Source organism: Cyanobacterium aponinum PCC 10605, from assembly GCF_000317675.1.
Classification (GTDB): domain Bacteria; phylum Cyanobacteriota; class Cyanobacteriia; order Cyanobacteriales; family Cyanobacteriaceae; genus PCC-10605.
Genome location: NC_019776.1, coordinates 911,086 through 936,280, shown reverse-complemented (window position 1 = coordinate 936,280; position 25,195 = coordinate 911,086). Strand labels below are relative to the sequence as shown.

Here is a 25,195-nt window from a genome sequence, read left to right as displayed (position 1 = left end):
GGGTAGGCAAAAAGCAACAGGCAACAGGCAATAATTTTTGTCACGATGTCAATGCGGGTTGTTTTCCCGAATATCATTTCTTGATCAAAATTGATAAGCAAATTGTTATTTTAGTAACTAAAAAAAAATAAGGAAAAATGGTAGCAATCAGACCAGACGAAATTAGTAGCATTATTCGCCAACAGATTGAATCCTATGACCAACAGGTTCAAGTTTCCAATGTTGGTACTGTTTTACAAGTTGGTGACGGTACTGCCCGTATCTATGGTTTAGACCAAGCTATGGCAGGTGAATTATTAGAATTTGAAGATGGTACTGTTGGTATCGCTCTTAACCTCGAACAGGATAATGTTGGTGCGGTGTTAATGGGTGATGGTTTAGACATTCAAGAAGGTAGCAGTGTTAAAGCGACTGGTAAAATTGCTCAAATCCCCGTAGGTGATGCTTTAGTGGGTAGAGTTTTAGATGCTTTAGCTCGTCCTCTTGATGGTAAAGGTGACATCGAAACTTCTGAAACTCGCTTAATTGAATCTCCTGCCCCCGGTATCGTTGCTCGTAAGTCCGTTTGTGAGCCTATGCAAACTGGTATTACTGCGATCGACGCTATGATTCCCGTCGGTAGAGGACAGCGTGAGTTAATCATTGGGGACAGACAAACTGGTAAAACTGCGATCGCTGTTGACACCATCATTAACCAAAAATCTGAAGACGTAATTTGTGTTTACGTTGCTATTGGACAAAAGGCTTCCACCGTTGCTAACGTGGTTGATACCTTAAGAGAAAAAGGTGCATTGGATTACACCATCGTTGTTGCCGCTAATGCCAACGATCCTGCTACCTTACAATATTTAGCACCTTACACAGGAGCTGCGATCGCTGAGTACTTCATGTACAAAGGAAAAGCAACCCTCGTAATTTACGATGACTTATCCAAACAAGCTCAGGCTTACCGTCAGATGTCCTTGTTATTACGTCGTCCTCCCGGTCGTGAAGCGTATCCCGGTGACGTATTCTACTTACACTCTCGCTTATTAGAAAGAGCGGCTAAACTCAATGACGAGTTAGGCGGTGGAAGTATGACTGCATTACCTATTATCGAAACCCAAGCAGGAGACGTATCCGCTTACATTCCTACCAACGTAATTTCTATTACTGACGGACAAATTTTCTTATCTTCTGACCTATTCAACGCTGGTTTCCGCCCTGCAATTAATGCAGGTATCTCCGTATCCCGTGTAGGTTCTGCGGCTCAAACCAAAGCAATGAAACAGGTTGCAGGTAAATTAAAATTAGAATTAGCACAGTTTGCTGAATTAGAGGCATTCTCTCAATTCGCTTCTGACTTAGACGCCGCTACCCAAGCGCAACTCGCTCGTGGTCAGCGTTTACGCCAGTTACTCAAACAGCCTCAAAACTCTCCTTTAGCGGTTTGGGAACAAGTAGCTCAGGTTTACACTGGTATTAACGGCTTATTAGATGATATTGCTGTGGAGCAAATACAAGATTTTGTTACCAGCTTACGCAACTACATCAAAAACAGTAAGCCTAAGTTTATCGAAATCGTTTCTACCGAGAAGAAATTAACCGAAGAAGCGGAAGCATTATTAAAAGAAGCTGTTGCTGAAGCTAAACAAGCATTTAACGCTTAATTAATTTCTTTTTTACAGGCAAGATGCTTATTACAGGCAAGATGCCTGTATTACGGGTTTTGATTGGTGGGCATTGCCCACCCCACTTTATTAACTCTGAACCCCCAATTCCGAAACCCGAACTCTAACAAATAGTTGTCAATTATCAACTGTTAACCTCAATATTAAGATTATGTCTAACTTAAAAGCAATTCGAGATCGGATTGATTCAGTAAAAAACACCAAGAAAATTACTGAGGCGATGCGATTGGTAGCGGCAGCAAAGGTAAGACGGGCGCAAGAACAAGTTACTGCTACTCGTCCTTTTGCTGATACCCTCGCTCAAGTTTTATACGGTTTACAAAATCGTCTCCGTTTTGAGGATGTGGATTTACCCTTACTTAAAGAAAGAGAGGTTAATACCGTTGCCCTCTTAGTCGTAACAGGCGATCGCGGCTTATGTGGTAGCTATAATGCTAGCATAATTAAAAGAGCGGAACAAAGAGCGGCGGAACTAAAAAGCCAAGGTATCAACTATACTTATATTACTGTGGGTAGAAAAGCGGAACAGTATTTCAAACGTCGTGAAGAACCCATTAGTAGCACCTTTTATGGTTTAGAGCAAATTCCTACTGCTCAAGACTCTCAGGCGATCGCAGATGAGTTAATTTCTTTATTCTTCTCCAATGTGGTAGATAGAGTGGAATTAATTTATACTCGCTTTGTCTCTTTAATTAGTTCCAAGCCAGTGATTCAAACTCTTTTACCTTTAACTCCTCAAGGATTAGAGGTTCATGACGATGAAATCTTCCGTTTAACAGTGCGTGGCGGTAATTTTCAGGTAGAAAGAGAATCTGTTACTACTCCCGTTGCAGATTTCCCCAGAGACATGATTTTTGAACAAGACCCCGTTCAAATTTTAGATTCTCTGTTACCCTTATACATAAATAACCAGTTATTAAGAGCTTTACAAGAATCTGCCGCTAGTGAATTAGCCGCAAGAATGACAGCTATGAATAATGCTAGTGATAACGCTAGTGATTTAATGAAAACTTTAACATTATCTTATAACAAAGCTCGTCAGGCTTCTATTACTCAGCAAATACTTGAGGTTGTAGCTGGTGCTAACTCTTTAGAGTAAGTCACGGTATTAATTTCATTAGCAATTAGGCAAGGGGTTTGAACCCCTTGTTGAGTTTTTTGTTATTAATATCTTGTCAAATAAAGAAAATATTGTTATAATTGTAAATGTCTTGAATAAAAGCCTGCGGGTGTAGTTTAGTGGTAAAACCTTAGCCTTCCAAGCTAATGATAGGGGTTCGATTCCCCTCACCCGCTTTATCAATCTTTTATCCTCTCATCTGATTTATTATTTTTAACTACGTTGGATGTTAGTTAAAAGAGAATACTTTAAGTCGTGGAAGATTCTTGATGCCTAGAGATTTTCATGTAACAGTTAAATAAGATCATACATATTATATTAATCAGAGTTTACAAGATTACTGCTCTTTCTAGCCTATCTTGTAAGAATTGACTATTTATGATGAAGAATTGATTTATTTTCTATACTTTTAGCAATTAGAGTTATGATCATTAAATAAGATTATTACACAAGAGTGAATATTATAAATTTGCCTGAAAAGACAAATTATTTATTCCGAAGTGTCAACGGTAAAAATACCCTAATTTTCTGAATGAAATAATGACTAATAGGATTACACAAATTCGATGCGTTAACAAAAGATGTAAGAATCTAAATTCTCTTGAAGATGCTTTTTGTCATAAGTGTGAAACTCCATTAGTTAAACGTTACTTAAAAATTGGGGGAAAGTTAAGTCGAGAATATAAGATAGGAGATTCGATCAGCGATCGCTTCTTAGTGTGTTATTCTGATATAGTCTTAGATACAAAACCCTATTTACTACCTTATTCTCCTGAAAACCTTCCCCCAGAAGTTATACCTTATCTCAAATTATTTTCTCATCGTCTTCATCTGCCACAGATTTACGGCTTTATCAATCAAGAGAATCAGGGATGGTTATTAGAGTACAATAATATACCCTTAGATAGTCGGGGTAAATTGATTTATCCTCAATTATTTCCCCTGCTAGAAAAAAGTATTTGTCATGCTTCTCCTTTGCGACAAATTAACTGGTTATGGCAAATGATACAGTTATGGAAACCTTTAGCGAAACAAAAAGTTTTATCTAGTTTTTTTGATAGTAATAACCTTCGAGTTAATGGGGGAATTATTAAGTTTATTGACTTAAAATTTGATGAGGAATCAACACCTAATCTAAAAAACTTAGCAGATTTATGGCAAAATTGGTTAAATGATTTTGATCCTTTAATTAAAAACTTAATAGAGAAAATTATTTTATCTATTCAACAAAATCTAATTACAGATATAGATAAACTATTAGCAATAGTAGATCAAATTGTTTATCTATTAGGAAATAACTATTATTGTCGCAAATTTAGCTTAATTACGGCAACTGATGCAGGAAAAAAACGAGGTAATAACGAAGATTCCTGTTATCCCAATGTAAATGAATTTAAAGAAACTAAAGGGGGAATTGACACTTTAATCATGGTTTGTGATGGCTTGGGAGGGCAAAAATCAGGAGAAGTAGCATCGAATTTAGCTATCAATATTATCAAAGAAGAATTAAATAATAGCTATCAAAAAACTCTAAGAGAAACCTTAAATAATAAAAACTGGATTCCCTTAATTGATGCAGTAAAAATTCACAATGCAATTGCTAAAGCTAATGACAGAATTACTCACATTAATAATCAGGAAAAACGACAAGATCGTGACAGAATGGGTACAACCGTAGTTACATCAATGGCGATCGCCCATGAAATATATTTTGCGAATGTAGGAGATTCCCGTATTTATTGGATTACAAAAGACGGTTGCCATCAAGTTACTGTAGATGACGACTTAGCCACCAAAGAAGTAAGGATGGGAAGTGGTTTATATCGTCTAGTGTCAGCAAATCCTCGCACTGGTGCATTATTACAAGCGTTGGGTATGGAATCATCAAAAAAACTTAAAGTACATATTAGACGATTTATTACCGATGAAGACAGTATTTTTTTACTATGTTCCGATGGTTTATCCGATTATGATCGAGTGGAGCAGTATTGGCAATCAGAAATTTTACCTATTCTCACTGAGGATATTAACCTTAAAACTGCTTGTGAAAAATTACTTCATATCGGTTTAAAGAAGAATGGACATGACAATATTACTGTTGCCTTACTTCAGTGTCAAATAGAGTTAAAACAACCAGACAAAAAAGAAGGGGAATTGTCTTGGCAATATTTAGGGGAAATTATCCCTGATTTACCTCAGCCAAAAATAAATAATTTCCTTGTCAAAAAAATTATAAATAAGCCTTTATTCTCTGCGAAGAATATCATTATAACTGCCCTAATTATATTTTGTTTTGGTGCAGTAACTTGGTTTATTTTTCAAAATAAATCCTCCCAAAATAAATCGATAGAAATATTACCCGTTAAAACTTTTAGTTTAATCCTATTCAACCTATTTGATTAAAAATTTGAGTTCAGTCTTAGTAGTATGAAAAATACCTAAATATATCGTAGAACAAACGGCATTACTTAATTAACCTGAGTTTTGGATAAGCTGAAAGCATTATTTTCTCTTAGTCGGAAAACCTTATAGCTTCTTAGAAATAACAATAAAATTGCCTTAACCCGAACTAACGTTAGACAATATGATTCAAATATATTAACAATAAAGCAAATAACACAAGCAACAAACCAGCAATGCTACCTAAGGGCTGATTCTTATTTCCGATAATCCAACTGGGTAGTTTGCTATTATAGTCGATTAAATTAAAAGAATCGATCGCAGCTAAACATAAAACCCAACCACCATGTAAACCAATCGCTAAACCCAATAAATTATCATCCACAATCCGAGCATAAAAAAGCACCAAACCTAAAATAAACAAACCGGGTAATTGAGGAATAGTATTTTTTTGTTCCCAAACTAAATGTAATAAAGCAAAAATCAAACTAGAAATAATTGCTGTTAACCACAGAGAAAAATCTTCTTTCAAGAAATTAACAAATATACCCCTAAAAACTAATTCCTCGATACTGGCAATAAAAATACTAACAAACCCCAGTAAAGGCAATGTCGTCAATAAACTAGGTCTTTGAGGTTGATTTATAATACTCTTCCATGTAATCCAATTTAAACCCCATTCCCAAAAATAGATTAAGAATAAAGTAAAAATACTCAAAGCATATCCGAATAAGATAGACTTAAATAGTCTAACTTGAAAAATTATCCCTATTTGTTCTAGAGTAATACCCTCTATCTTAGTTAATCCTAGAATTAGAAAGGGTATTAGCAGATAAAGGGAAAAAATAAGAGTTAGTTTCTTGCTTGTATTTTCATTTGGAGCGGTATTTGGCCATTTGATTAGCTTAATTAAAGGTAATGCGATGGGAACCCAGATAACCGCCCAAACTGTCAAAAAAATAGTTATTTTGCCCAAAGAATTAAAAATAGACCAATAATCAGTCATAAGAGCCACTCGCAATATTTAATCATTTAATAAGATAAATTTTAGATTAAATTCAAGTGTTAACAACTTACTGATTATTAATAAAAATACCCTTCACTTTTAGGCTTCATCTTCATCTAACTGTCTTAAGTGGATATGTTTGTAACCCAGCTTAATTTCAAATTCATCCCCCGGTTTTAAACCCATTTTCTCGGTATAACTAGAACCGATGACAATTTGACCATTTTTATGAACGCTAACTCGGAAAGTTGCTTCTCTGCCACGACCATCTTTCGTTCTTTCCGGGTCTAAAGGCACGCCTTTTGCGGCTAACACAGCATCATAAAAAGCAGTTAAATTTACTCTTTCTTTACCATTTTTTCCTATGGTATAATAACCACATTCTTTTGCTCTTTGACGACGGGGAATATCGGATAACTCTTTAACTTTTTGTAATAATTCTTTTCCCTCCAAAGGAGTAGGATTTGATTCACCCATAATTGTTTTCTTCCTGTTTTCTTATTTTTATTTATCTCGATATTTTATCATAACAAAAAATTTTCATTAAATCATCGTTGAAAACAACTTTTTTCTAAAATTATTAATAATTTACCTGATAAAGTTATAGATTTATGAAAATAGCTCATTAGTCAAAGTAATAATTATTCTTTGTTAATGACAATTATAGATAAAGAAAAACATAAAAATAAAATTATTACCTTCACAAAACAGTTTTACAAAAATTAAGCAGTAGAACCTTGTCACTAACAAAAGAAAACAACACAATATAAATAAGTTTACAAATAATGGCATTACTTGAAATGAAAGTTACCTTCAAAATTCTGCGTCAAAAGCCTGATTTTTCCCCTAAATTTCAAAGCTACACCATAGAAGTAAATAAGGGCAATACCATTTTAGAATGTTTAGATAAAATTAAGTGGGAGTTAGATGGTAGCTTAACTTTTCGCAAGAATTGTCGTAATACTATTTGCGGTAGTTGTGCTGTAAAAATAAATGGAAGATCTGCTTTAGCTTGTAAGGAAAATGTTGGTGGGGAAATCGAGAAAAATCCTCTTAGTAAATCGCAAAATATTCCCGAAATTGTTATTTCTCCTCTCAATAATTTACCTGTCTTGAAAGATTTAGTTGTGGACATGAGCAATTTTTGGCAAGACTTAGAAAAAATAGAACCTTATGTTTGTACTTCTTCTCGAAATACTCCAGAAAAAGAGTTTTTACAAACTCCAGAAGAAAGAAAATTATTAGAAGAAACGGGCAATTGCATTATGTGTGGGGCTTGTTATTCTGAATGTAATGCGAAAGAGGTTAATTCGCTTTTTGTAGGTCCTCATGCCTTAGCAAAAAGTTATCGTCTTGTGGATGATTCCCGTGATGAAAATAGAGAAAATAGAATTGAAAAATATAACAATACTGAGAAGGGTGTTTGGGGTTGTACTCGTTGTTATTTGTGTAATGAAGTTTGCCCTATGGGAGTTGCTCCTTTAGATCAAATTAGTAAAATCAAAGGCATAATTTTAGAGAAAAAAGACGTTAATTCTAGTCGTGCAATTCGTCATCGTAAGGTTTTAGTTAGTTTGGTGAAAGATGGGGGCTGGATTGATGAGCGAAAGTTTGGCTTGATGGTTGTGGGTAATTATTTTCGTGATTTAAGAGGATTATTCAGTATTGCACCCCTAGGTTTAAGATTATTAACTTCGGGGAAATTTCCTCTTACTTTTAAGTCTTCTGAAGGAACTAGAGAAGTTCGAGCTTTGATAGAATTAGTCCAAAATGATAACCATTAGCTTAGTGATGAAGAAAAGTATTGAAAAATATATACAATAACCTTATTTCAAGGTAGATAACCTCAGTTTGGTTTAAGAATATCGGATAAGGTTAGGTGTCAGGTATCAGGTATCAGGTTGCAGGTTTCAGGGAAGACGAATTCGGAGTTAGTTAGGGGCGAATGGCCATTTGCCCGTACAAAGGTTCGAGGTTTTTTATTCTTAATTTTTAATTATCAACTATTTACCTTTGCCCTCCCCCCTCAAGAGGGGGGATAAAGGGGGGGGTTGCCTCTTGCCCTTTTCGCCATCACTCATAGATAAAAATTTATCCCAAACTTCAGGTTAGATAGTGAGTAAAATCAGAGCGAGACCATATCATAGCTTTGGTAATCAGAAATGGAGGTTTAGAATTAGTGGCAATTGGGCAGTGCGTCCAATAAAAAGCTAGTGAAGATAGTCGAGATGGGGCGAGTGAACTCACCTAGTTACGAATGTATGAAGCTAGAATATCCTAGAGTGTCAATAATTTAGCATATTTTTAATTCCTGCCATAAAAGCATTCCCAACTATTTGACATCGCTGGAGATAAACTTCTTCAGTTATACAAGATACATCCTCAAATTCCGATAACTGCACCAATAAACGATTAATTTCTACTGTTAAAATATTCTTTTCATAAAAAGTCTTTATGGACTCAAAATCAGTATTAGCATAATAAGAAGCCTGTTCTATTACTTGTGTTAGTCTAGTTAAAATTCCTCCCCCATAACCATAAACATCATTCATGGATTCGGGGATACCTTCGATAAAAGGTAATTCGTGCCAATGGGATTTTAACTCTTGCAAAAATCCTTGATAAAATCTTTCTGCTTCTTCTTGGGTAGTTGTCCAATATCCATTCTGACCTAATTTTTGCACATCTAGCACCGAAACTAAAGGTCTTAAAGCATTTTCTTTTTTCGCCAACGGTAGCCAATCTTGAGGCAATAAAGATTTACCCACATATTGATTAAGAAATTCATGGGAAAAACCTGAGTAGCTATGGGGTTCTATAATTAAGGGTTTAATAGGGTTCAGGTGATATAACGAGGCTCTCAATGCCCCTGCCACTTTGATACTGAAACAATGTCCGTCTTGTATTTCCTTCCTAATTTCTTTACTGGGTAATAAATTATCTTCGTAGATGCGTGCTGCGTGGCAGTTCCCTTCGGGATCGCATCTATAGGTATAAGTAGGAAACCAACAATCAGTTTTCCTTTGCAGTAGATAATCAACAGTAGTTTCTTCAGGGGTTGGAATAGGGCGATTACCATTACAGATAATCAAATTCCACAAAAAAGCTGTACCCATCACGGGCATAATATAATTTTTATCCCGTGAAACAGATATCTTGTTCATATCCATACCTATGATATTTCCCCGCCATAATTGCCCAACAATTTCCTTAACTCCAACATCAGCTTGTCTAATCGCCGTATGGGCAGAGGCTTGATAAATAGGCTTATCCGTTAGGATTTTTGGATTAATTAAACTCCCTACAGGATGAGGAATACTTGTACCTACATGAACCCCGTCAATAGCCAACAATGGTAAACCTTGCTGAAGATAATTAACTAACCTCTCAATATTGACAAAAGAAACAGCTATCCCCTGAGAATCATAGCCATAAAGAGTATCACCAACTATGCTTAAATTAACCTGATTTTCTCTCTCTAAATAGGGTAAAGTAATGATGCTGATATACTCAATAAGTTCATCAACTGAATTTTTTAAAAATCCCTCTTGCCTCTCTCCATCTACATCTTTTATTCCCCTCACCATGTGCAAGTGACTCAAAATAAACTGTCTAACTTCATCAATATCACCGCAGAGGTAAACATCGCTAACTCCAAAGCCTTCCGATAGGTGTTTGATAAAATCATTAACCGTTGCAGGAATATTTACAGAAGTATCTACAGAAAAATGAGTCACCATCTTGTTATCTTTAAGAAGAAGTTATCCCTCTAATATAATTCAGAAATACCCGTGAAAAAAGAAAATCAACAACTCTCCCTCGAGGTTATCAAACGTGATTATCCCTATCAATATTTCGGTGCTCATACTAACGAAAAAGAAACGGTTTTCCGTGTTTATGCACCCCATGCCACTTATGTTTCTCTGATACGAGACGGTAATGGATGGAATAACAAAGCCGAACCCATGACTCTTAACGCTGAAGGAATCTGGGAAATTACGATTCCTGAAAACTTAACATGGACTGAATACAAATATTATATAGAAAATACGAACAATTACCTCGAAACACCCTATAAAATGGCGAGAATTGACCCATTTTCCCCTCAATTAGCAGTTACTTGGGGTGTTGGTGGCAGTCGCAATTTTAACAGCATTGTAGGCAATCCTAGCCACTTCCAGTGGACTCATAAACATCTTAATAAGGGTCATGAACCCATGAGTATTTATGAAATGCACTTGTCAACTTTTCATGATGGAAACTATCGGGAAATTGCCCATAAAATAGTTGATCATGTGGGTTATATGGGATTTACCCATGTGCAAATTATGCCTCCTTTTCAAACACCGATTCATTCTTCTTGGGGTTATTTGGTGGGTTGCCCCTATGCTATCTATGAGCGACACGGCACTGTTGATGATTTCAAATACTTGGTAAATTATTGTCATCAACACGGTATCGGGGTGATTGTGGATATTCCCCTCGGTTTTGGGGTGCAGGATTGGGATTGTGGTTTAGCAAGTTATGACGGTACTGATATTTATCATCATCATGGTGCAAAGGGTTGGAATAATCAATGGCAAAGCCGTGTTTATAATATTGGTGATGAATATGTGAAAAACTATTTAGCGGGACTTTGTACTTATCTTCACCATGAATTAGGCATTGATGGGGCGAGAATTGATGCGGTTTCAGCACAAATATTCTATGATTACGATCGCGGCTTCTGGGATTGGCCTAAAAATGATAAAGAGGCTATACCCCTTGAAAATTGGGACTTATTTAATAGTATAGGAGGCGATCGCTTCTTTGAAGATCGAGGCTATTGGCTATCGGAAGCCGTTGACTTTGCAGGGTTGTTATTTTTAAGAGACTTACACGCCCGTTTAAACCACACCGCCCCTAACTTTATCACCATAGCAGAAGAATCGAGACGAGTATTCCCCCGTTTAGCTTGTCCAGTTTCAGAGGGAGGATTAGGATTTACCTATGCTCAAAATATGGGAGAAATGCACCGCATCCGCAAGTATTTACAAATCCCCGTTGCTGATAGAAAAATCGAACATATTGAAATATTAATTCACAATAACAGTGCAGAAAAAATGGTTAACGCCATGAATACCCATGACGAATGTGCCAACGGTAAAACCCGTTTAATTACTGAATTAGGTAGTCATATACCTCTCATTGGATTAGCCGCTTTATGCTGGTTTCGCCCCGGTGCGCCAATGATATTTCAAGGAGATGAATTTGGGGAAGAGGGTTGGTTTGATGTCTTCCACGGCTTAAATTGGAGTAAAACTGGGGTAAACGCCGCCCTCCATGAGCAACAAATCGCCAATAACTTTTATGACTTGAATAAGCTATTAAATACCGAACCTGCTTTAGCCCGTCATGATATAAAATCAATGGTGCGTAATGGTTCAAATAATGAGCGTAAATGGTTTAGCTTTATTCGTTGGGGTTCAGATGTGGGCTTTGAGTCTAATAATCCAGAAGATCACAAAGATGATATAATTTTTGTTCGTAACGAAACTCCTCACCCAGTGGAATGTAAAGCAGAAATTTATCTTCCTTGTTCAGGAGAGTATAAAGTAATCTATAATTCCATTGATCAACGTTACATAGGTGTTCATTCTTATAATCAACATGATCCTTATTGGACTATTAAAATTGATGGTCAATTTATGTATATAGATTTACACCCTTATCAAAATATAGCATTTAAACAAGTTCAGGGTTAGTTAGGGGCGAATAGCCATTCGCCCGTACAGGAGTTCGGAGTTTTGGGGAGAGCATGAGGGGAGAAAGGAGGAAAATAGCTTTCAATTCTCAATTTTTGATGACTTTAAAAAAGCGAAAGACTCATCAATTCTCGTTCAATCTTTTATAGCAAACTAACTTATCGAAAAAGAGTAAATTATGCTATTATCATCTAATTCAAGGATAAAAACTTATTGTATCTATAAAAAATAAATCATTAGCTCTCTCCAAACATGGTTTGGTTACAAAAACTGTTCACAAAAACCGATAATGATAATATTCTCTCCGATAAAACCGATGAGAGAGACTGGTTAAATCTTGACCCACAAGTATTTGGTCGTAGTAAAATTTTTTTTAGCACTAATCAATCCATTGATTTATATGAACTAGAGGAATTGTGCGACTCTGTAGGCTGGGCCAGAAGACCATTGAGAAAAGTAAAGAAAGCCCTAGATCACAGCTATTTAGTTGCTTCTGCATGGGAAGTAAGGGGGGCGAAAACTTCTTTAATTGGGTTTGCTCGTGCTACCTCAGATCATGCTTTTAATGCGACTATTTGGGATGTGGTTATTCATCCTCGTTTTCAAAGCAAAGGATTGGGCAAAGCCTTCATGAAATACGTGATTAGGAAGCTACGCAAAGATGATATTAGCAATGTGACTCTTTTCGCCGATGCCCATGTAGTGGAGTTTTATCAAAGATTAGGCTTTATTCCTGACCCTGAAGGCATTAGGGGAATGTTTTACTACCCAGAATAATAAATCCTTGCCGAAGTCAAGATTTTTAAGTTATCATGGTAAAGGTTCATCACGGGATGTAGCGCAGCTTGGTAGCGCGCCTGCTTTGGGAGCAGGATGCCGCAGGTTCAAATCCTGTCATCCCGATAAATTATCTTCTACATAAGCTGTCCTTATCTTTCTGAGATTTACGAAGAATAAAGAACAACGAAAAAATTATCTATTATGTCGAACTGAGTTAATATAACCTAATAAAAGAAAATATTTGTGTGAGGATGTTTTATAATGGTTGTCTCTTTCTCTCGACCTCAAGGGGAGGTCAAAAACTCTCATTTTCAGGCTTTACCAGTGAAATTATTTGGCACTGATGGTATTAGAGGCAAAGTAGGGGATTTATTAACAGCTAACTTAGCTTTAGAGGTAGGTTTGGCGGCGGGAAAAGTTTTACAGGATTATCATTCCACTTCTGGAGTGGTCATTATTGGACAAGATTCTCGTAATTCTAGTGATATGTTAAGTATGGCGATCGCATCTGGCTTAACTTCAATGGGTTTAGAAGTCTGGAATGTGGGTTTGTGTCCTACTCCCTGTGTGGCTTATTTAGCAAAAACAACGGAAGCCATTGGTGGTGTAATGATTTCTGCTAGTCACAATCCTCCTCAAGATAATGGTATTAAATTTTTTGGCGAGAAGGGAACTAAGTTGGATACGATTTTAACAGGTGCGATCGAAAAGACCATTCGTCAACACGTTTCAGGAGACATTAACCTACAAGGAGGAAAATGTGGTCATATTCGTCAATATCATGATTTAACTAAAAATTATGCTTCTTTTTTGGAAAATTCTATTCCTAATCATCTCGACTTTTCGGGTATCAAAATTGTTTTAGATTTAGCATGGGGAGCGTCGGTAGAGTTAGCTCCTTTAATGTTTAAGGCTTTAGGCGCAGAAGTTATCTGTTTAAATTCCCAAGCAGATGGCGATCGCATCAATGTTGACTGTGGTTCAACCCATTTAGAGCAGTTAAAACAAGCGGTAAAAGATCACCAAGCCGATATAGGTTATGCTTTTGACGGAGATGCAGATCGAGTTATGGCAGTAGATAGTCAAGGACGAGTTGTGTGCGGTGACTATATTCTCTACCTCTGGGGTAAATATTTACAGAATAAGGGTTTACTGCCCAATAACCTTTTAATTGGCACAGTTATGGCAAATTTGGGGTTTGAGATGGCATGGCAAAAATTAGGTGGTAAATTGACACGCACCGCCGTGGGAGACCAAAATGTACAAGCCGCCATGTGGGAAACAGGGGCAATGCTAGGGGGTGAACAATCTGGACATATTCTCTGTCATCATCATCATTTTTCAGGAGATGGTATTCAAACTGCTCTACAATTAACCGCTCTCGTACGTCAAGAAGGAAATTGTCTCAAATCTTTAATTAATGATAGTTTTACTCCCTATCCTCAAGTTTTGAAGAATGTGCGGGTAGAGGATCGGGAAAAACGTCTTAATTGGCAAGATAATGATACCATTCAAAGTGCGATCGCATCTGCTGAATCAGCCATGGGTAATCAAGGGAGAGTTTTAGTAAGAGCCTCTGGCACAGAACCCTTAATTCGAGTCATGGTAGAAGCCCAAAATTGTGATTTAGTTAACTACTGGACAAATCACTTAGTTAAAGTAGTAGAAGACAATTTGGCTTAATCCATTAGACTTCCGGTAAAAATTGCGAATTTACCACCGTAAAACAGGCATCTTGCCTGTATTTCTGGAGATGTCTATTAATGAAGAAAGGGCAAAGGTGAATAATTAATAGTGAATAGTTGATAATTAAGAATTAAAAATTAAGAATAAAAAACTCTGAACTCCGTTCACGACTGAAAGGAGTGTACGAGCGCTCGAGCGTTCTCTCCGAACCCTTATCCAATATTCTTAAACCGAACTGAGGTTACTCATTACATTAAAAAATATTTGCGAACAATATCTAATATCCTTTGACTCGCCTTGCCATCTCCAAAAGGATTAATTGCCTCCGCCATTTGCCGATAATTATTTTCACTGTCTAATAATTCACTGCCAGAAAAAAGTATTTGCTCTGCCTTAGTTCCTATCAGTTTTGCAGTTCCAGCAATAACCGCCTCTGGTCTTTCCGTCGTTTCTCGTAAAACTAAAACAGGTTTTCCTAAACTGGGAGCTTCTTCCTGAATACCCCCCGAATCAGTTAATAGTAAAAAACAACGTTTAATTGCACCCACTAACTCTTTATAATCTAAAGGCTCTGTTAAAAACACCCTCTCATGATCACCTAATTGTTTTTGTAAAGGTTCTCTTACAATAGGGTTACGATGTAAAGGTAACAAAATTGCAGTATCAGGAAATTTAGCAAGGATTAACTTTAAACCCGAAATTATATCTTGCAAAGGTTCACCCCAATTTTCTCGGCGATGAACAGTAACTAATAAAACTCGGTATTTATTCCAATCTAAACCTTCAACATCACAAGGAGGATTTTTTTGTGCGACTGACAATAAAGCATCAATAATTGTATTTCCCGTATGGTAAATTTCCCCCGTTACCCCTGATTTATGTAAATTTTCCACTGCCAAAGTCGTTGGAGCAAAATGTAATTGTGCAATTTGAGATATTAAACGGCGATTTGCCTCTTCTGGAAAAGGATTATAAATGTTATCTGTACGTAAACCAGCCTCCACATGACCCACGGATATTTGTTGATAAAATGCCGCCAAACTTGCCGCAAAAGCCGTCGTTGTATCCCCTTGAGTAATAACTAAATCAGGTTTAATATCTTGATAAATTGTTTCTAACCCTTGTAAACTGCGACAAGTAATATCTCCTAGAGTCTGTTTTGTTTGCATAATATCGAGATCAAAATCTGCATTCAAATCAAACAAATCCATAACCTGTGCCACCATTTCTCGGTGTTGTCCAGTCAAAATCACTTTAGTATCAAAATCTTCTGTATTTTGAAAACACTTAATTACTGGTGCTAATTTTATGGCTTCGGGGCGAGTGCCAAGAGTGATACAAATTGTTTTTTTGGAGAATGTCATGGATTAGTTATGAATTGATAATACTTAGTGAGAAATTACTCTGGTCTTTATTTTACTAAGATTTTGTAACCATTTTAGCTATACTTAACCTGAGTTCGGGATAAATTTTCATCTATGAGTGATGGTGAAAAGGGTAATCATTTGAGTTCAAAGTTAAGATAAAAAAGAAATTTCCCGTAAGGGTTGAATATATTCAACCCCTCCTACCACCCCAATATCTGACACCTTATCTTCCTAACACCCCAATGCCCCAATGCCTGAAGGCTGACATCTACTAACTACCCCGATACAATTTTTTCAGTAACCTCTAATTATGGTTGTAAATATGAACATCTCTTTGGGGAAAGGGAATATTGATGCCTTCTTCATCAAAACGTTTCTTAATGGTTTCTGTTAAATCACAGTAAGTATCCCAGTAATCAGAAGTTTTCACCCAAGGGCGTACGGCAAAATTAACACTGCTATCAGCTAGTTCAAACAAATGAATAGTAAAAGCTGGATCAGCTAAAATACGAGAATCATTGCTTAAAATCTCTTTTACTAGCTGTTTTGCTTTGTCTATATCGTCCCCATAACCAATACTAACGACTAAGTCAACTCTACGAATGGGCTTGAGAGAGTAGTTGATGATTTTCTCATTACGAATTTTGTCATTGGGAATGATAATAGTTAAATTATCTAAAGTTTTGATGGTTGTATTAAACAAACCTATTTCTTCCACAATACCAAAACTTCCCCCTCCATCGATGAGATCACCTATTTTGAAAGGACGAAGTATAATCAGAGAAATCCCCGCCGCTAAACTAGACAGTGAACCTTGCAACGCTAAACCGACGGTTAAACTAGCCGCACCAAAGATAGCAATAATCGATGTTACTGCTACTCCAGCTTGATTTAAAGCAATGATTATGACAAAAGAAATAAGGGCAATATAAAGAATTTTTCCGAGAAATTTAACTAAGGTTGATTCAACTTCTTTCTTAGTTAATGCTGTTTCGAGTAAATGCTTAATCCATTTTGCTACCTGTAAGCCAATGAGAAAAATAATTAAAGCTGTAAGTATTTTTAAGCCAACAGTAGTACCCAACTCGACCAATTTGTTAATTATCTGTTCCGAAATCATGGGTTAATTTTCAAATTATGATGATTTTCTTGCTAAAAGGTTACTATATATACTGAAATTTGATCAACAAAAATAACATAAAAAGTAACAAAAATAACCAGATAAATTATGGAACAGTTTGGGAAAGAAACGTTAAATAATTAATAATATATAAATTTATTGTATGGTCTTAATTATGGCTTGTGCCTAAATATAATTCCCCTACTTGAGGATTATTTAATAAATCACTTCCCTTACCTTCGATCGCATCTTTTCCACTTTCTAAAACATAACCACGATGTGCCATCATGAGAGCTTTTTTGGCATTTTGTTCCACTAAAATAATGGCTTTTCCTGCCTCATTAATAGCTTTAATTTGTTCAAAAACACTGCTTACTAAAATAGGTGATAAAGCGGCGGATGGTTCGTCTAAAATTAGTAAATCAGGATCTAACATTAAAGCCCTTCCCATGGCTAACATTTGCCTTTCTCCCCCCGACAAAGTACCAGCTTTTTGCTTCGCCCTTTCTTTCAATTTGGGAAACATTGTATAGATTAAATCTTTTTGTCTGTTACTGCTTCCAGAAAGAATATAAGCCCCCATTTCTAAATTTTCTTCTATGGTTAAACTAGGAAAAACATTAACTATTTGAGGCACATAACACATCCCTAATTTGACAATTTCATTAGGTTTTAAACCTGCTATATTTTCTCCTTTAAAAATAATTTTTCCCTCATTGGGAGTTAATAAACCAAAAATAGTTTTAGCTAAAGTGGACTTTCCTGCACCATTAGGCCCAATTACCGTTACTAATTCATGGGATTCGATGCGAAAATTAATCCCTTGTAAAATGTTTAAATCTTTAATGTATCCTGCGTAAACGTCCTGAACTTCTAGTAAATTTGTCATGATTAATCATGGGTAACAAGTAATAAGTTTTTCTGCCCTACTCCCTACCCCCTAATCCCTGAACTCCGAATTCCGAACTTAGAAGTCCTAACTAAACTGGGGTTTTCTGTAATTCTGGACGCTCTTCTGCGAGGATAGCACCTTCTACAGGGCAAACTTGCAAACAGATACCACAGTCAATGCAGGTGTCAAAATCAATCCAGTACCAATCTGTACCCTTGATATTTTTACTAGGTCCTTCATGAATACAAGCAACAGGACAAGCGGAAACGCAATCTGCAATCCCTTCGCAAACGTCAGTTACAATAGTGTGTGGCAATGTTTTTTCTCCTGATTGACTATCTTTTTCTGTCGAAAACATTATACTTTAAGGTGAGTTTGTTCTGCAATTTATAATTGAGCTTAAAACATTGAGTTATTCTAGTGACAATTCTTCCCATAGTAATTCACAACAGCTAAGTTTATTTGAATCAACATCAATTTATGAAGTGAATAAAAAGCCCTTAAAAGCTGATTTTGTTATGAGCGAAAGTTTTTTGAGTCAGTGGAAAAAGCGTATTTTAAATTATCAAGAAAGTCAAAGAAATAACAATATTAATCAAGTTAATTTTAACGAAGAATTATCTTTAAATATAGACGCTAAAAATAGCGATTTATCTATTATCGAATCCTTAGATCCTTTTAGCCTAAAAACCCATACGGATCAGTTTTACAATTTACCTGAATATGCTTTAAGTGAAAGTTGTCTTTATTTCATTTTAGACACCCATTTGAATCTGCTTTTATATGTGGGAGAAACGAAATTATCTCCTTATCACCGGTGGATGAATCATGATTGTAAAAGTTATATCCAAAGCTACATAGAATTACACAGAAAATACAAAATACCTGTATTAATTAGAAGTGCTTTTTGTTGGGGTGTTCCTACTTCCAGAAAAGTAAGGCAATTTTTGGAAAAACAATTAATTATAAAATGGCGATCGCCCTTCAATAAAGAATCTTGGCAACATTGGGGACAACCTTTTAAATAATTAGGAATGGAGAATAAAACAAGAAAAATAGGAGATAATTAATTTTTATAACCATAGAAATCAATACGATAATGAGCTACTTTTACCCCTGTTTTTGCTTCAATATTTTTAATTAAATCAGGGGGTAATTCTACTTGAATATCAACAATTTGGTCTGTATCAATAATGTTAAGATGACTATGCTCATCCCCTAAGTTGCTGTAAAGGCGGCTTCCATGCTTATCAACACATTCAATTATTCCATTCTGAGAAAGAATTTCTAAATTTTGGTAAACCGCAGTATAACCGATATGTTTACCCTGTTGACTCAACTTTTCGTAAATTTCCTTGGCACAGAGATGATTTTTCTCCTCCCACAACAATTCAAGAATAAAGCGTCTCTGACGGGAAATCCTTAAGCCTAGTTCTTGACAACGATTTAAGGCATCTTTGAGGGAACGCATTTTTTTTGTTTCTACCCCGTGAGGTTTCATTGTTTATAACTGATGATTTTAAATGGATATTTATATTAATAATTACACTCAGTGATTATATCACTACCTGAGTTAGGAGAGTTCGCTACGCTCGTACACTCTTGCCCTCCCCCCTCGAGAGGGGGGATAAAGGGGGGTTTGCCTTTTGCCTTTTGCCCTTTTAACTTTGCCCTTTTCTTAATCGGGATTTTTTCGGGTAAGATATTGATATTCTTATTAATATATTTGTTTATGAAATTAATTACTATACTAGGTTCTACAGGTTCAATAGGGACTCAAACATTAGATATAGTTAGAGACCATCCTGATAAATTTAAAGTGGTAGGATTAGCCGCCGGAAATAACATTAATCTTTTAGCAGAACAAATTCGAGAATTCAAACCAGAAATTGTTGCTATTCGTGATAGTAATAAATTATCAGAATTAAAAGATGCTATAACCTCGGTTTCTCCGCAACCCATTCTTTTAGCAGGAGAAGAGGCAATTTGTGAAGTGGCTAGTTATGGTGAAGCCCAAAGTGTCGTAACCGGAATTGTAGGTTGTGCAGGGCTATTACCCACTATTGCGGCGATTAAAGCGAAAAAAGATATTGCCTTAGCCAATAAGGAAACCTTAATTGCTGGAGGTCCTGTTGTATTGCCGTTAATTGAAAAATACGGGGTGAAATTGTTACCTGCCGACTCGGAACACTCAGCTATTTTTCAGTGTTTACAGGGAGTTCCTGAAGGAGGATTAAGACGTATTATTTTAACTGCGTCTGGGGGGGCATTCCGTGATTTACCTGTGGAAAAATTGGCTTCTGTGACGGTGCAAGATGCGTTAAAACATCCTAATTGGTCTATGGGTCAAAAAATTACCATTGACTCGGCTACTCTAATGAATAAAGGTTTAGAGGTTATTGAAGCACATTTTCTCTTTGGTTTAGACTATGAGAATATAGATATTGTTATTCATCCTCAAAGTATCATTCATTCTTTAATTGAATTAGAAGATACATCAGTATTAGCTCAGTTAGGATGGGCGGATATGCGTTTACCTTTACTTTATGCTTTGTCTTACCCCGATCGCATTTCTACTAATTGGAAAGCCCTAGATTTAGTGCAAGTAGGTAGTTTGACCTTTCGTGAACCTGATCATAATAAGTATCCTTGTATGCAGTTAGCCTATGGAGCGGGAAAAGCAGGGGGTTGTATGCCGGCGATATTAAATGCGGCAAATGAACAAGCTGTAGCGTTATTCTTACAGGAAAAAATTACTTTCTTGGATATTCCCCGTTTAATTGAATTAGTGTGCGATCGCTTCTCCAGTGATAACAGACCTAATCCCAGTTTAGAGGATATTTTACACGCTGACAGTTGGGCAAGAAAGGCGGTTTTAGAACAAGTTTCTGTTTTAGCATAACCAAATTACTTAAATTTCAATTAAAAATTAAGAATTTAAAATTAAAGCGTTGCTTAATCATGGTATGAAATGTACTGAAATTATGCCAAAAATTGAGACATCAAAATATTATATCCATTAGACATTTCCAGAAAATATTAATATAGGCTCGTAGTTAGGGCTTGGTTCCCTTATTTTGAGAATTGTTGGAGACGTCTATTGCAAGAGTACCTATTCTCCCCAACCCCACCTAAATGAAAAATCATATCTAAAATAAGCAACGCAAAAATCTATTTCCCCTTTCTCCCACTCCTACTCTTCCTTATCTTTCTAATACCCCACTTACTACCCATTACTTAATCATGAATTGGAATTTTTCACCACGTATTTTAATACAAGGAATTGACCAAGATTGCGCCCAAGAATATTTACAACAATTTGATGGTCATAGAAAAGATATTGTAGCGGGTATTACCGACCAAAATTTAGATTTTACCTTTGATGGAATTCCTGTTTTTAGTTTAATTACAGATGCGTTCACTGAAGGTGCGGCTACGCCGAGCGCTTCTGAAAAAGAAATGACCACAAGTTTGATTTTTAGTCACCCATATTTAGTATTAAATGCAGTTTATGAAGCCATTACGGCTCAAATAAAGCAGATTGTTATTTATTCTGAATCAGTACCACCTTTAGACTTGTTTAAAATTTATCAAAAAGCAAAACTAAAAGATGTCAAAATATTAGGAACTTCTCAGGGGGGGATTTTAATTCCAGAAGAATATTATTGTGGTTTAAATTACGGCAATATTTTTCAGAAAGGAAATATTGCTATGATCAATTATGCTGACCAAATAATAGCTGTAACCATTGCACAATACCTGCAAAAATTTGATTTAGGTTTTTCTAAAGTAATTAATGTGGGTAATAACCTTTTATCACAAATAGATTGGGATTTATGGTTAAAAATGCTAGATAAAGATAAAAATACTGAAGTTATTTTAATAAATCTAGGAGAAATTTCTACCAAAGAAACAAAGAATTTAGCCACATCTATAGAAAAAATATCTAAGCCTGTTATTACCTATTTGTTAGATAAAAACCATCTAAAATCAAAAATTAATAATAACAAAGCAAAAGTAATATCAGACCAAATTTTTAACAATCTATATACAGCTAATTCCTCAGAACTAATCAAAGAATATTTACAAAACAGTAAAGGAATTATAACGGAAGATTATCAAGCAATTAGTGAGCTTTTAATTTCCCAATAAGAACTTGTTTGAAAAGTGGTGATTTTGATTGTTAATCCCTCCTAACTCTGCTTTCATAAGCAGGGTTTTTTCATTCTCAAAAATGTCAATTTTTGAAACTAACAAATAACCTCAGTTCGGTTTAAGAATATCTGATAAGGTTAGGTGTCAGGTGTCAGGTTGCAGGTTGCAGGTGGTAGGGGTTTTTAGCAAGGGGCTTAAGCCCCTTGTTTAAGTCAGTTCGGATTAAGGCAATTTTATCGTTATTTCTAAGAAGCTATAAGGTTTTTTGACTACGAGTTGGGATGCTTTCAGCTTATCCAAAACTCAGGTTAACAAATAGTAACAGATACAGGAGTTTTTAAGTATTAATTAATCAATTATTAAGAAAAAACGCTCCCCTCTACTGTGGGAGAGGGGTTGGGGGTGAGGGCAAGATAATTTTGCCCTGACTTTGAAAAAATCCTGTTTATTAAGGGGTATTTGGGGGAGTTAAAAACTTTTAAAACAGCTTCTAAAAACCTAACCAATTATTTCTAAATAATCTCTTAAACTCTTTTTCTGATTTGGTTGACGTAGTTTTTGAATCGCTTTTGCCTGAATTTGTCTAACTCTTTCCCTTGATAAATTCATAATTGAGGCAGTATCACTAAGGGAATAAATTTTGCCATTTTCAAACCCATAACGCAGTCTCAGAATTTTTTGTTCTCTTTCATTGAGTAAAGAAAGCATAGAGCGCAAATCCTTTTGCATAGATACTCTCATTAAGTTTTCTTCGGGAGTTGCAGATTCTGTTTCAATTAATTCCACTAATTCAGTGTTATAATCTTCTCCCACTTTCATTTCTAAGGATATGGAGCGGGGTATTTGATTTAAAAATTGACGTAAATCAAGGGAAGTCATATCCATTTCTTTGGCTATTTCATCTACTGTGGCGATTCTGCCTAATTTTTGGGATAATTGTCTCTGTACTTTTTTTAGTTGATTTAATCTTTCAGTAATATGGATAGGAAGACGAATGGTTCTAGCTTGAGTTGCGATCGCTCTTGTCATTCCCTGACGAATCCACCAATAAGCATAAGTGCTGAAATGATAGCCTTTGGTATGATCAAATTTTTCAACGGCTTTTTCTAAACCGAGAGTACCTTCTTGAATTAAGTCTAATAACTCTAATCCTCTATTTTGATATTTTTTGGCAATAGAGACAACTAAACGCAAATTAGCATTAATCATTTTCTGTTTTGCTTTAATGCCATTAGCCAAAATAGTTTCTAACTCTGATAGTTTGACTTGTGCTAAATTAGCCCATGTTTCTTTTCCTTCTGTAATTATCGATTCTACTTTTTTCGGAGTTAAATTGAGTTGTTGAGCGATTTTTCCTATTTTGACCGCTTCAGAGTGATTCGCTACCAAAGAATCAAATATTGTCATGATTTCCAAATATTTCGCAAGAACTGGCAGTTCCCTATTTTTGTCTCTGATTGCCAATAAATTTTGAGAGGCTTTAATTTCTTTAGCTAAAGTAATTTCTTCTTCTTTGGTTAATAAAGGAATGCGCCCAATATCACGAAGATACAGGCGCATCAAATCACGAGAATTTATGTAGGGACTATTTTGGGTTGACGGTGGAGAGTATGTCGCCCTTGAATTATGACCCGAAGATGAAGATGTCGGGGAGGTGGAAGGACGGTCTTTAAGAGGTTTAACATCAAAGTTGGTCATAATCTCTGTCCCTGTTTGATAACTACTATTTAATTTTGAGTTGTTTTAGGTACATCAAATACCCAAATCCTTACTCTCCCCTCAATATACAACAAAAAAAACTTTTTGATTCACTTTAGTCATAAAAATTAGAATTTATCTACCGAAATATTACATAAATGTAATGTATATATTTTCTGATTTATTCCGTGTGAGCCATGATTCATAATTTATAATTCATAATTTCTAAATATGCCCCTACAATGGATATAGAATGTCATTTTAATTATAGGTATCATAATCGTGGTAGTTACTCCGGAAAAAACTATTGAATCAAATTCAGTCTCACCTGCTACAGATAGAGTAGCCATTATTCTTATGGGATATGGAGAGGTGGAAAGTTATGATGATTTTGCCAACTATAATGAACAAGCCTTAAACCTACTTACGGCAAAATTTGCCCCTGTGCCAACATGGTTATATCCCCCCCTTGCTAAATTGTTAGCGGTTTTCGATTTACATGAATGGAGTCATCAACACGGCAATTTTGTTTCTCCTCATAATGCTATTTTCGAGCGTCAAAGAGCAAAAATTGAGCATCAGTTGCAACACACTTGGGGAGAAAAAGTCAAAGTATTTAAGGCTTTCAACTTCTGTAAACCTCATTTACCCTATCAAGTTTTAGAGCAGGTTAAAGCTGAAGGATTTGAGAAAATTCTCATTTATCCCCTCTTAGTAGTTGATTCTATCTTCACCAGTGGAATTGCGATCGAGCAAATAAACGAGGCGTTAGCACAAAAAGACAAAAAAGAAGACCATTGGGTTAAAGCCTTACGTTATATACCTTCTTTCTACAATAAACCAGAGTATATCGATTTATTAGCTAAATTAGTAGAAGAAGAAATCGACGCAAAATTAAGCAATGCTTATTTACCTTCAGAAATTGGTATTGTTTTAATGAATCACGGTTGCCCTCATGAAGCAAAAGGATTTACTTCGGGTATTGATGAAAGTCAAGCCTTATATGAATTGGTAAGAGAAAAACTCATTTATCGTTATCCCTTAATTTCCGTAGGTTGGCTCAACCATCAAACCCCTCTAATTAAATGGACTCAACCTAATGCGGAGTTAGCAGGAAGAAACTTGATTGAGTTAGGGGCAAAAGCCTTAATATTTATGCCCATTGGCTTTGCAACGGAAAACCATGAAACCTTGTTAGATGTAGAACACATTATTCAAGCATTATACGTTAAATATCCTGATGTCAATTATGTCCAGATGGAATGCGTTAACGATAATGAAGAATTTTGTGCTATGGCGGCACAATGGGTTAATCCTTTGATTGAATCCTTATTAACGGAAGAAGGGGCTGTAATTAATCCTAGTTTTGCCAAAACCCATTATCATGGTCATCATCACCACGATCATAATCACAATCATCATCACCATCATTAAGAATTAGTAATTAACTTCAGTCAAGGTTAGGTGTCAGGTGTCAGGTGTCAGGTTGCAGGTGGTAGGGGATGGGGAGATGGGGTGATGAGGGGAAAGGGGGAAACAAGTAATAAATAATAAATA

20 protein-coding genes and 2 tRNA genes are annotated in these 25,195 nt (G+C 35.8%); 13 read left to right on the top strand and 9 right to left on the bottom strand.

Going from position 1 to position 25,195, the window contains the following annotated elements:
• Nucleotides 1–137: 137 nt before the first annotated feature.
• From atpA to CYAN10605_RS03825, 4 genes are all read left to right on the top strand, one after another.
• A complete protein-coding gene (gene atpA, locus CYAN10605_RS03840; protein WP_015218630.1) occupies nucleotides 138–1,649 on the top strand; it encodes a F0F1 ATP synthase subunit alpha in 1,512 nt (503 codons plus the stop codon).
• 172 nt (nucleotides 1,650–1,821) lie between these two features.
• A complete protein-coding gene (locus CYAN10605_RS03835; RefSeq protein ID WP_015218629.1) occupies nucleotides 1,822–2,769 on the top strand; it encodes a F0F1 ATP synthase subunit gamma in 948 nt (315 codons plus the stop codon).
• Nucleotides 2,770–2,895: 126 nt separating this feature from the next.
• A tRNA-Gly gene (locus CYAN10605_RS03830) sits at nucleotides 2,896–2,966 on the top strand.
• A 364-nt stretch (nucleotides 2,967–3,330) separates the two neighbouring features.
• The gene (locus CYAN10605_RS03825) at nucleotides 3,331–5,193 is read left to right on the top strand and encodes a PP2C family protein-serine/threonine phosphatase (protein WP_015218628.1); all 1,863 of its coding nucleotides are present in this window, start codon (nucleotides 3,331–3,333) and stop codon (nucleotides 5,191–5,193) included.
• Between the two features lie 172 nt (nucleotides 5,194–5,365).
• On the opposite strand, the gene CYAN10605_RS03820 is transcribed toward CYAN10605_RS03825, so the two are convergent.
• Nucleotides 5,366–6,196, bottom strand: a complete 831-nt coding sequence (locus CYAN10605_RS03820; protein WP_015218627.1) for a CPBP family intramembrane glutamic endopeptidase — start codon at nucleotides 6,194–6,196, stop codon at nucleotides 5,366–5,368.
• 99 nt (nucleotides 6,197–6,295) lie between these two features.
• A complete protein-coding gene (locus CYAN10605_RS03815) occupies nucleotides 6,296–6,673 on the bottom strand; it encodes an AbrB family transcriptional regulator (RefSeq protein ID WP_015218626.1) in 378 nt (125 codons plus the stop codon).
• 323 nt (nucleotides 6,674–6,996) lie between these two features.
• Between CYAN10605_RS03815 and CYAN10605_RS03810 the strand changes: the two genes are divergently transcribed.
• On the top strand, nucleotides 6,997–7,980 hold the full coding sequence (locus CYAN10605_RS03810; protein WP_041922658.1) for a succinate dehydrogenase/fumarate reductase iron-sulfur subunit: 984 nt from the start codon (nucleotides 6,997–6,999) through the stop codon (nucleotides 7,978–7,980).
• Between the two features lie 501 nt (nucleotides 7,981–8,481).
• On the opposite strand, the gene CYAN10605_RS03805 is transcribed toward CYAN10605_RS03810, so the two are convergent.
• Nucleotides 8,482–9,936 (bottom strand): hypothetical protein, encoded by a 1,455-nt coding sequence (locus tag CYAN10605_RS03805; RefSeq protein WP_015218624.1) that lies wholly within the window; start codon nucleotides 9,934–9,936, stop codon nucleotides 8,482–8,484.
• Nucleotides 9,937–9,987: 51 nt separating this feature from the next.
• On the opposite strand from CYAN10605_RS03805, the gene CYAN10605_RS03800 reads away from it, so the two are divergent.
• The 4 genes from CYAN10605_RS03800 to glmM all read left to right on the top strand — a co-directional run bounded on the left by CYAN10605_RS03800 (nucleotide 9,988) and on the right by glmM (nucleotide 14,403).
• On the top strand, nucleotides 9,988–11,940 hold the full coding sequence (locus CYAN10605_RS03800) for a glycogen-branching protein (protein WP_015218623.1): 1,953 nt from the start codon (nucleotides 9,988–9,990) through the stop codon (nucleotides 11,938–11,940).
• A 252-nt stretch (nucleotides 11,941–12,192) separates the two neighbouring features.
• A complete protein-coding gene (locus CYAN10605_RS03795; protein ID WP_015218622.1) occupies nucleotides 12,193–12,717 on the top strand; it encodes a GNAT family N-acetyltransferase in 525 nt (174 codons plus the stop codon).
• Nucleotides 12,718–12,769: 52 nt separating this feature from the next.
• Nucleotides 12,770–12,843 (top strand) — tRNA-Pro (locus CYAN10605_RS03790).
• A 138-nt stretch (nucleotides 12,844–12,981) separates the two neighbouring features.
• Nucleotides 12,982–14,403 carry a phosphoglucosamine mutase gene (gene glmM, locus CYAN10605_RS03785; protein ID WP_015218621.1) on the top strand — a complete coding sequence of 474 codons (1,422 nt, stop codon included), beginning with the start codon at nucleotides 12,982–12,984 and terminating at the stop codon, nucleotides 14,401–14,403.
• A 251-nt stretch (nucleotides 14,404–14,654) separates the two neighbouring features.
• Here the strand turns inward: glmM and wecB are convergent, their stop codons facing one another.
• The 4 genes from wecB to CYAN10605_RS03765 form a co-directional block, all read right to left on the bottom strand.
• A complete protein-coding gene (gene wecB / locus CYAN10605_RS03780) occupies nucleotides 14,655–15,770 on the bottom strand; it encodes a non-hydrolyzing UDP-N-acetylglucosamine 2-epimerase (RefSeq protein ID WP_015218620.1) in 1,116 nt (371 codons plus the stop codon).
• A gap of 307 nt (nucleotides 15,771–16,077) precedes the next feature.
• The gene (locus CYAN10605_RS03775) at nucleotides 16,078–16,893 is read right to left on the bottom strand and encodes a mechanosensitive ion channel family protein (RefSeq protein WP_015218619.1); all 816 of its coding nucleotides are present in this window, start codon (nucleotides 16,891–16,893) and stop codon (nucleotides 16,078–16,080) included.
• Nucleotides 16,894–17,062: 169 nt separating this feature from the next.
• Nucleotides 17,063–17,782: an ABC transporter ATP-binding protein gene (locus tag CYAN10605_RS03770; RefSeq protein WP_015218618.1), complete on the bottom strand. Its 720-nt coding sequence runs from the start codon at nucleotides 17,780–17,782 to the stop codon at nucleotides 17,063–17,065.
• Between the two features lie 91 nt (nucleotides 17,783–17,873).
• Nucleotides 17,874–18,101, bottom strand: coding sequence for a ferredoxin family protein (locus tag CYAN10605_RS03765; RefSeq protein WP_041922657.1), 228 nt, complete (start codon nucleotides 18,099–18,101; stop codon nucleotides 17,874–17,876).
• A gap of 91 nt (nucleotides 18,102–18,192) precedes the next feature.
• Between CYAN10605_RS03765 and CYAN10605_RS03760 the strand changes: the two genes are divergently transcribed.
• The gene (locus tag CYAN10605_RS03760; protein ID WP_015218616.1) at nucleotides 18,193–18,813 is read left to right on the top strand and encodes a hypothetical protein; all 621 of its coding nucleotides are present in this window, start codon (nucleotides 18,193–18,195) and stop codon (nucleotides 18,811–18,813) included.
• A 38-nt stretch (nucleotides 18,814–18,851) separates the two neighbouring features.
• Here CYAN10605_RS03760 and CYAN10605_RS03755 read toward each other — a convergent pair whose 3' ends face one another.
• Complete coding sequence (locus tag CYAN10605_RS03755) at nucleotides 18,852–19,286, bottom strand: Fur family transcriptional regulator (protein ID WP_015218615.1); 435 nt, start codon at nucleotides 19,284–19,286, stop codon at nucleotides 18,852–18,854.
• Between the two features lie 231 nt (nucleotides 19,287–19,517).
• Here CYAN10605_RS03755 and dxr point away from each other — a divergent pair, with 231 nt between their 5' ends.
• Nucleotides 19,518–20,687: a 1-deoxy-D-xylulose-5-phosphate reductoisomerase gene (dxr, locus tag CYAN10605_RS03750; protein ID WP_015218614.1), complete on the top strand. Its 1,170-nt coding sequence runs from the start codon at nucleotides 19,518–19,520 to the stop codon at nucleotides 20,685–20,687.
• A gap of 341 nt (nucleotides 20,688–21,028) precedes the next feature.
• Complete coding sequence (locus CYAN10605_RS03745) at nucleotides 21,029–21,937, top strand: succinyl-CoA synthetase subunit alpha (protein ID WP_015218613.1); 909 nt, start codon at nucleotides 21,029–21,031, stop codon at nucleotides 21,935–21,937.
• A 501-nt stretch (nucleotides 21,938–22,438) separates the two neighbouring features.
• On the opposite strand, the gene CYAN10605_RS03740 is transcribed toward CYAN10605_RS03745, so the two are convergent.
• Complete coding sequence (locus CYAN10605_RS03740; RefSeq protein WP_015218612.1) at nucleotides 22,439–23,638, bottom strand: RNA polymerase sigma factor, RpoD/SigA family; 1,200 nt, start codon at nucleotides 23,636–23,638, stop codon at nucleotides 22,439–22,441.
• 282 nt (nucleotides 23,639–23,920) lie between these two features.
• Between CYAN10605_RS03740 and CYAN10605_RS03735 the strand changes: the two genes are divergently transcribed.
• On the top strand, nucleotides 23,921–25,072 hold the full coding sequence (locus tag CYAN10605_RS03735; protein ID WP_015218611.1) for a ferrochelatase: 1,152 nt from the start codon (nucleotides 23,921–23,923) through the stop codon (nucleotides 25,070–25,072).
• Nucleotides 25,073–25,195: the final 123 nt, after the last annotated feature.

Coding starts and splice junctions, on each gene's coding strand:
- CYAN10605_RS03770 (WP_015218618.1), bottom strand. CDS start 17,782: ATGACAAATTTACTAGAAGTTCAGGACGTTTACGCAGGATACATTAAA.
- wecB (WP_015218620.1), bottom strand. CDS start 15,770: ATGACATTCTCCAAAAAAACAATTTGTATCACTCTTGGCACTCGCCCC.
- CYAN10605_RS03820 (WP_015218627.1), bottom strand. CDS start 6,196: ATGACTGATTATTGGTCTATTTTTAATTCTTTGGGCAAAATAACTATT.
- dxr (WP_015218614.1), top strand. CDS start 19,518: ATGAAATTAATTACTATACTAGGTTCTACAGGTTCAATAGGGACTCAA.
- CYAN10605_RS03740 (WP_015218612.1), bottom strand. CDS start 23,638: ATGACCAACTTTGATGTTAAACCTCTTAAAGACCGTCCTTCCACCTCC.
- CYAN10605_RS03745 (WP_015218613.1), top strand. CDS start 21,029: ATGAATTGGAATTTTTCACCACGTATTTTAATACAAGGAATTGACCAA.
- glmM (WP_015218621.1), top strand. CDS start 12,982: ATGGTTGTCTCTTTCTCTCGACCTCAAGGGGAGGTCAAAAACTCTCAT.
- CYAN10605_RS03795 (WP_015218622.1), top strand. CDS start 12,193: ATGGTTTGGTTACAAAAACTGTTCACAAAAACCGATAATGATAATATT.
- CYAN10605_RS03805 (WP_015218624.1), bottom strand. CDS start 9,936: ATGGTGACTCATTTTTCTGTAGATACTTCTGTAAATATTCCTGCAACG.
- CYAN10605_RS03775 (WP_015218619.1), bottom strand. CDS start 16,893: ATGATTTCGGAACAGATAATTAACAAATTGGTCGAGTTGGGTACTACT.
- CYAN10605_RS03815 (WP_015218626.1), bottom strand. CDS start 6,673: ATGGGTGAATCAAATCCTACTCCTTTGGAGGGAAAAGAATTATTACAA.
- CYAN10605_RS03755 (WP_015218615.1), bottom strand. CDS start 19,286: ATGAAACCTCACGGGGTAGAAACAAAAAAAATGCGTTCCCTCAAAGAT.
- atpA (WP_015218630.1), top strand. CDS start 138: ATGGTAGCAATCAGACCAGACGAAATTAGTAGCATTATTCGCCAACAG.
- CYAN10605_RS03810 (WP_041922658.1), top strand. CDS start 6,997: ATGAAAGTTACCTTCAAAATTCTGCGTCAAAAGCCTGATTTTTCCCCT.
- CYAN10605_RS03825 (WP_015218628.1), top strand. CDS start 3,331: ATGACTAATAGGATTACACAAATTCGATGCGTTAACAAAAGATGTAAG.
- CYAN10605_RS03835 (WP_015218629.1), top strand. CDS start 1,822: ATGTCTAACTTAAAAGCAATTCGAGATCGGATTGATTCAGTAAAAAAC.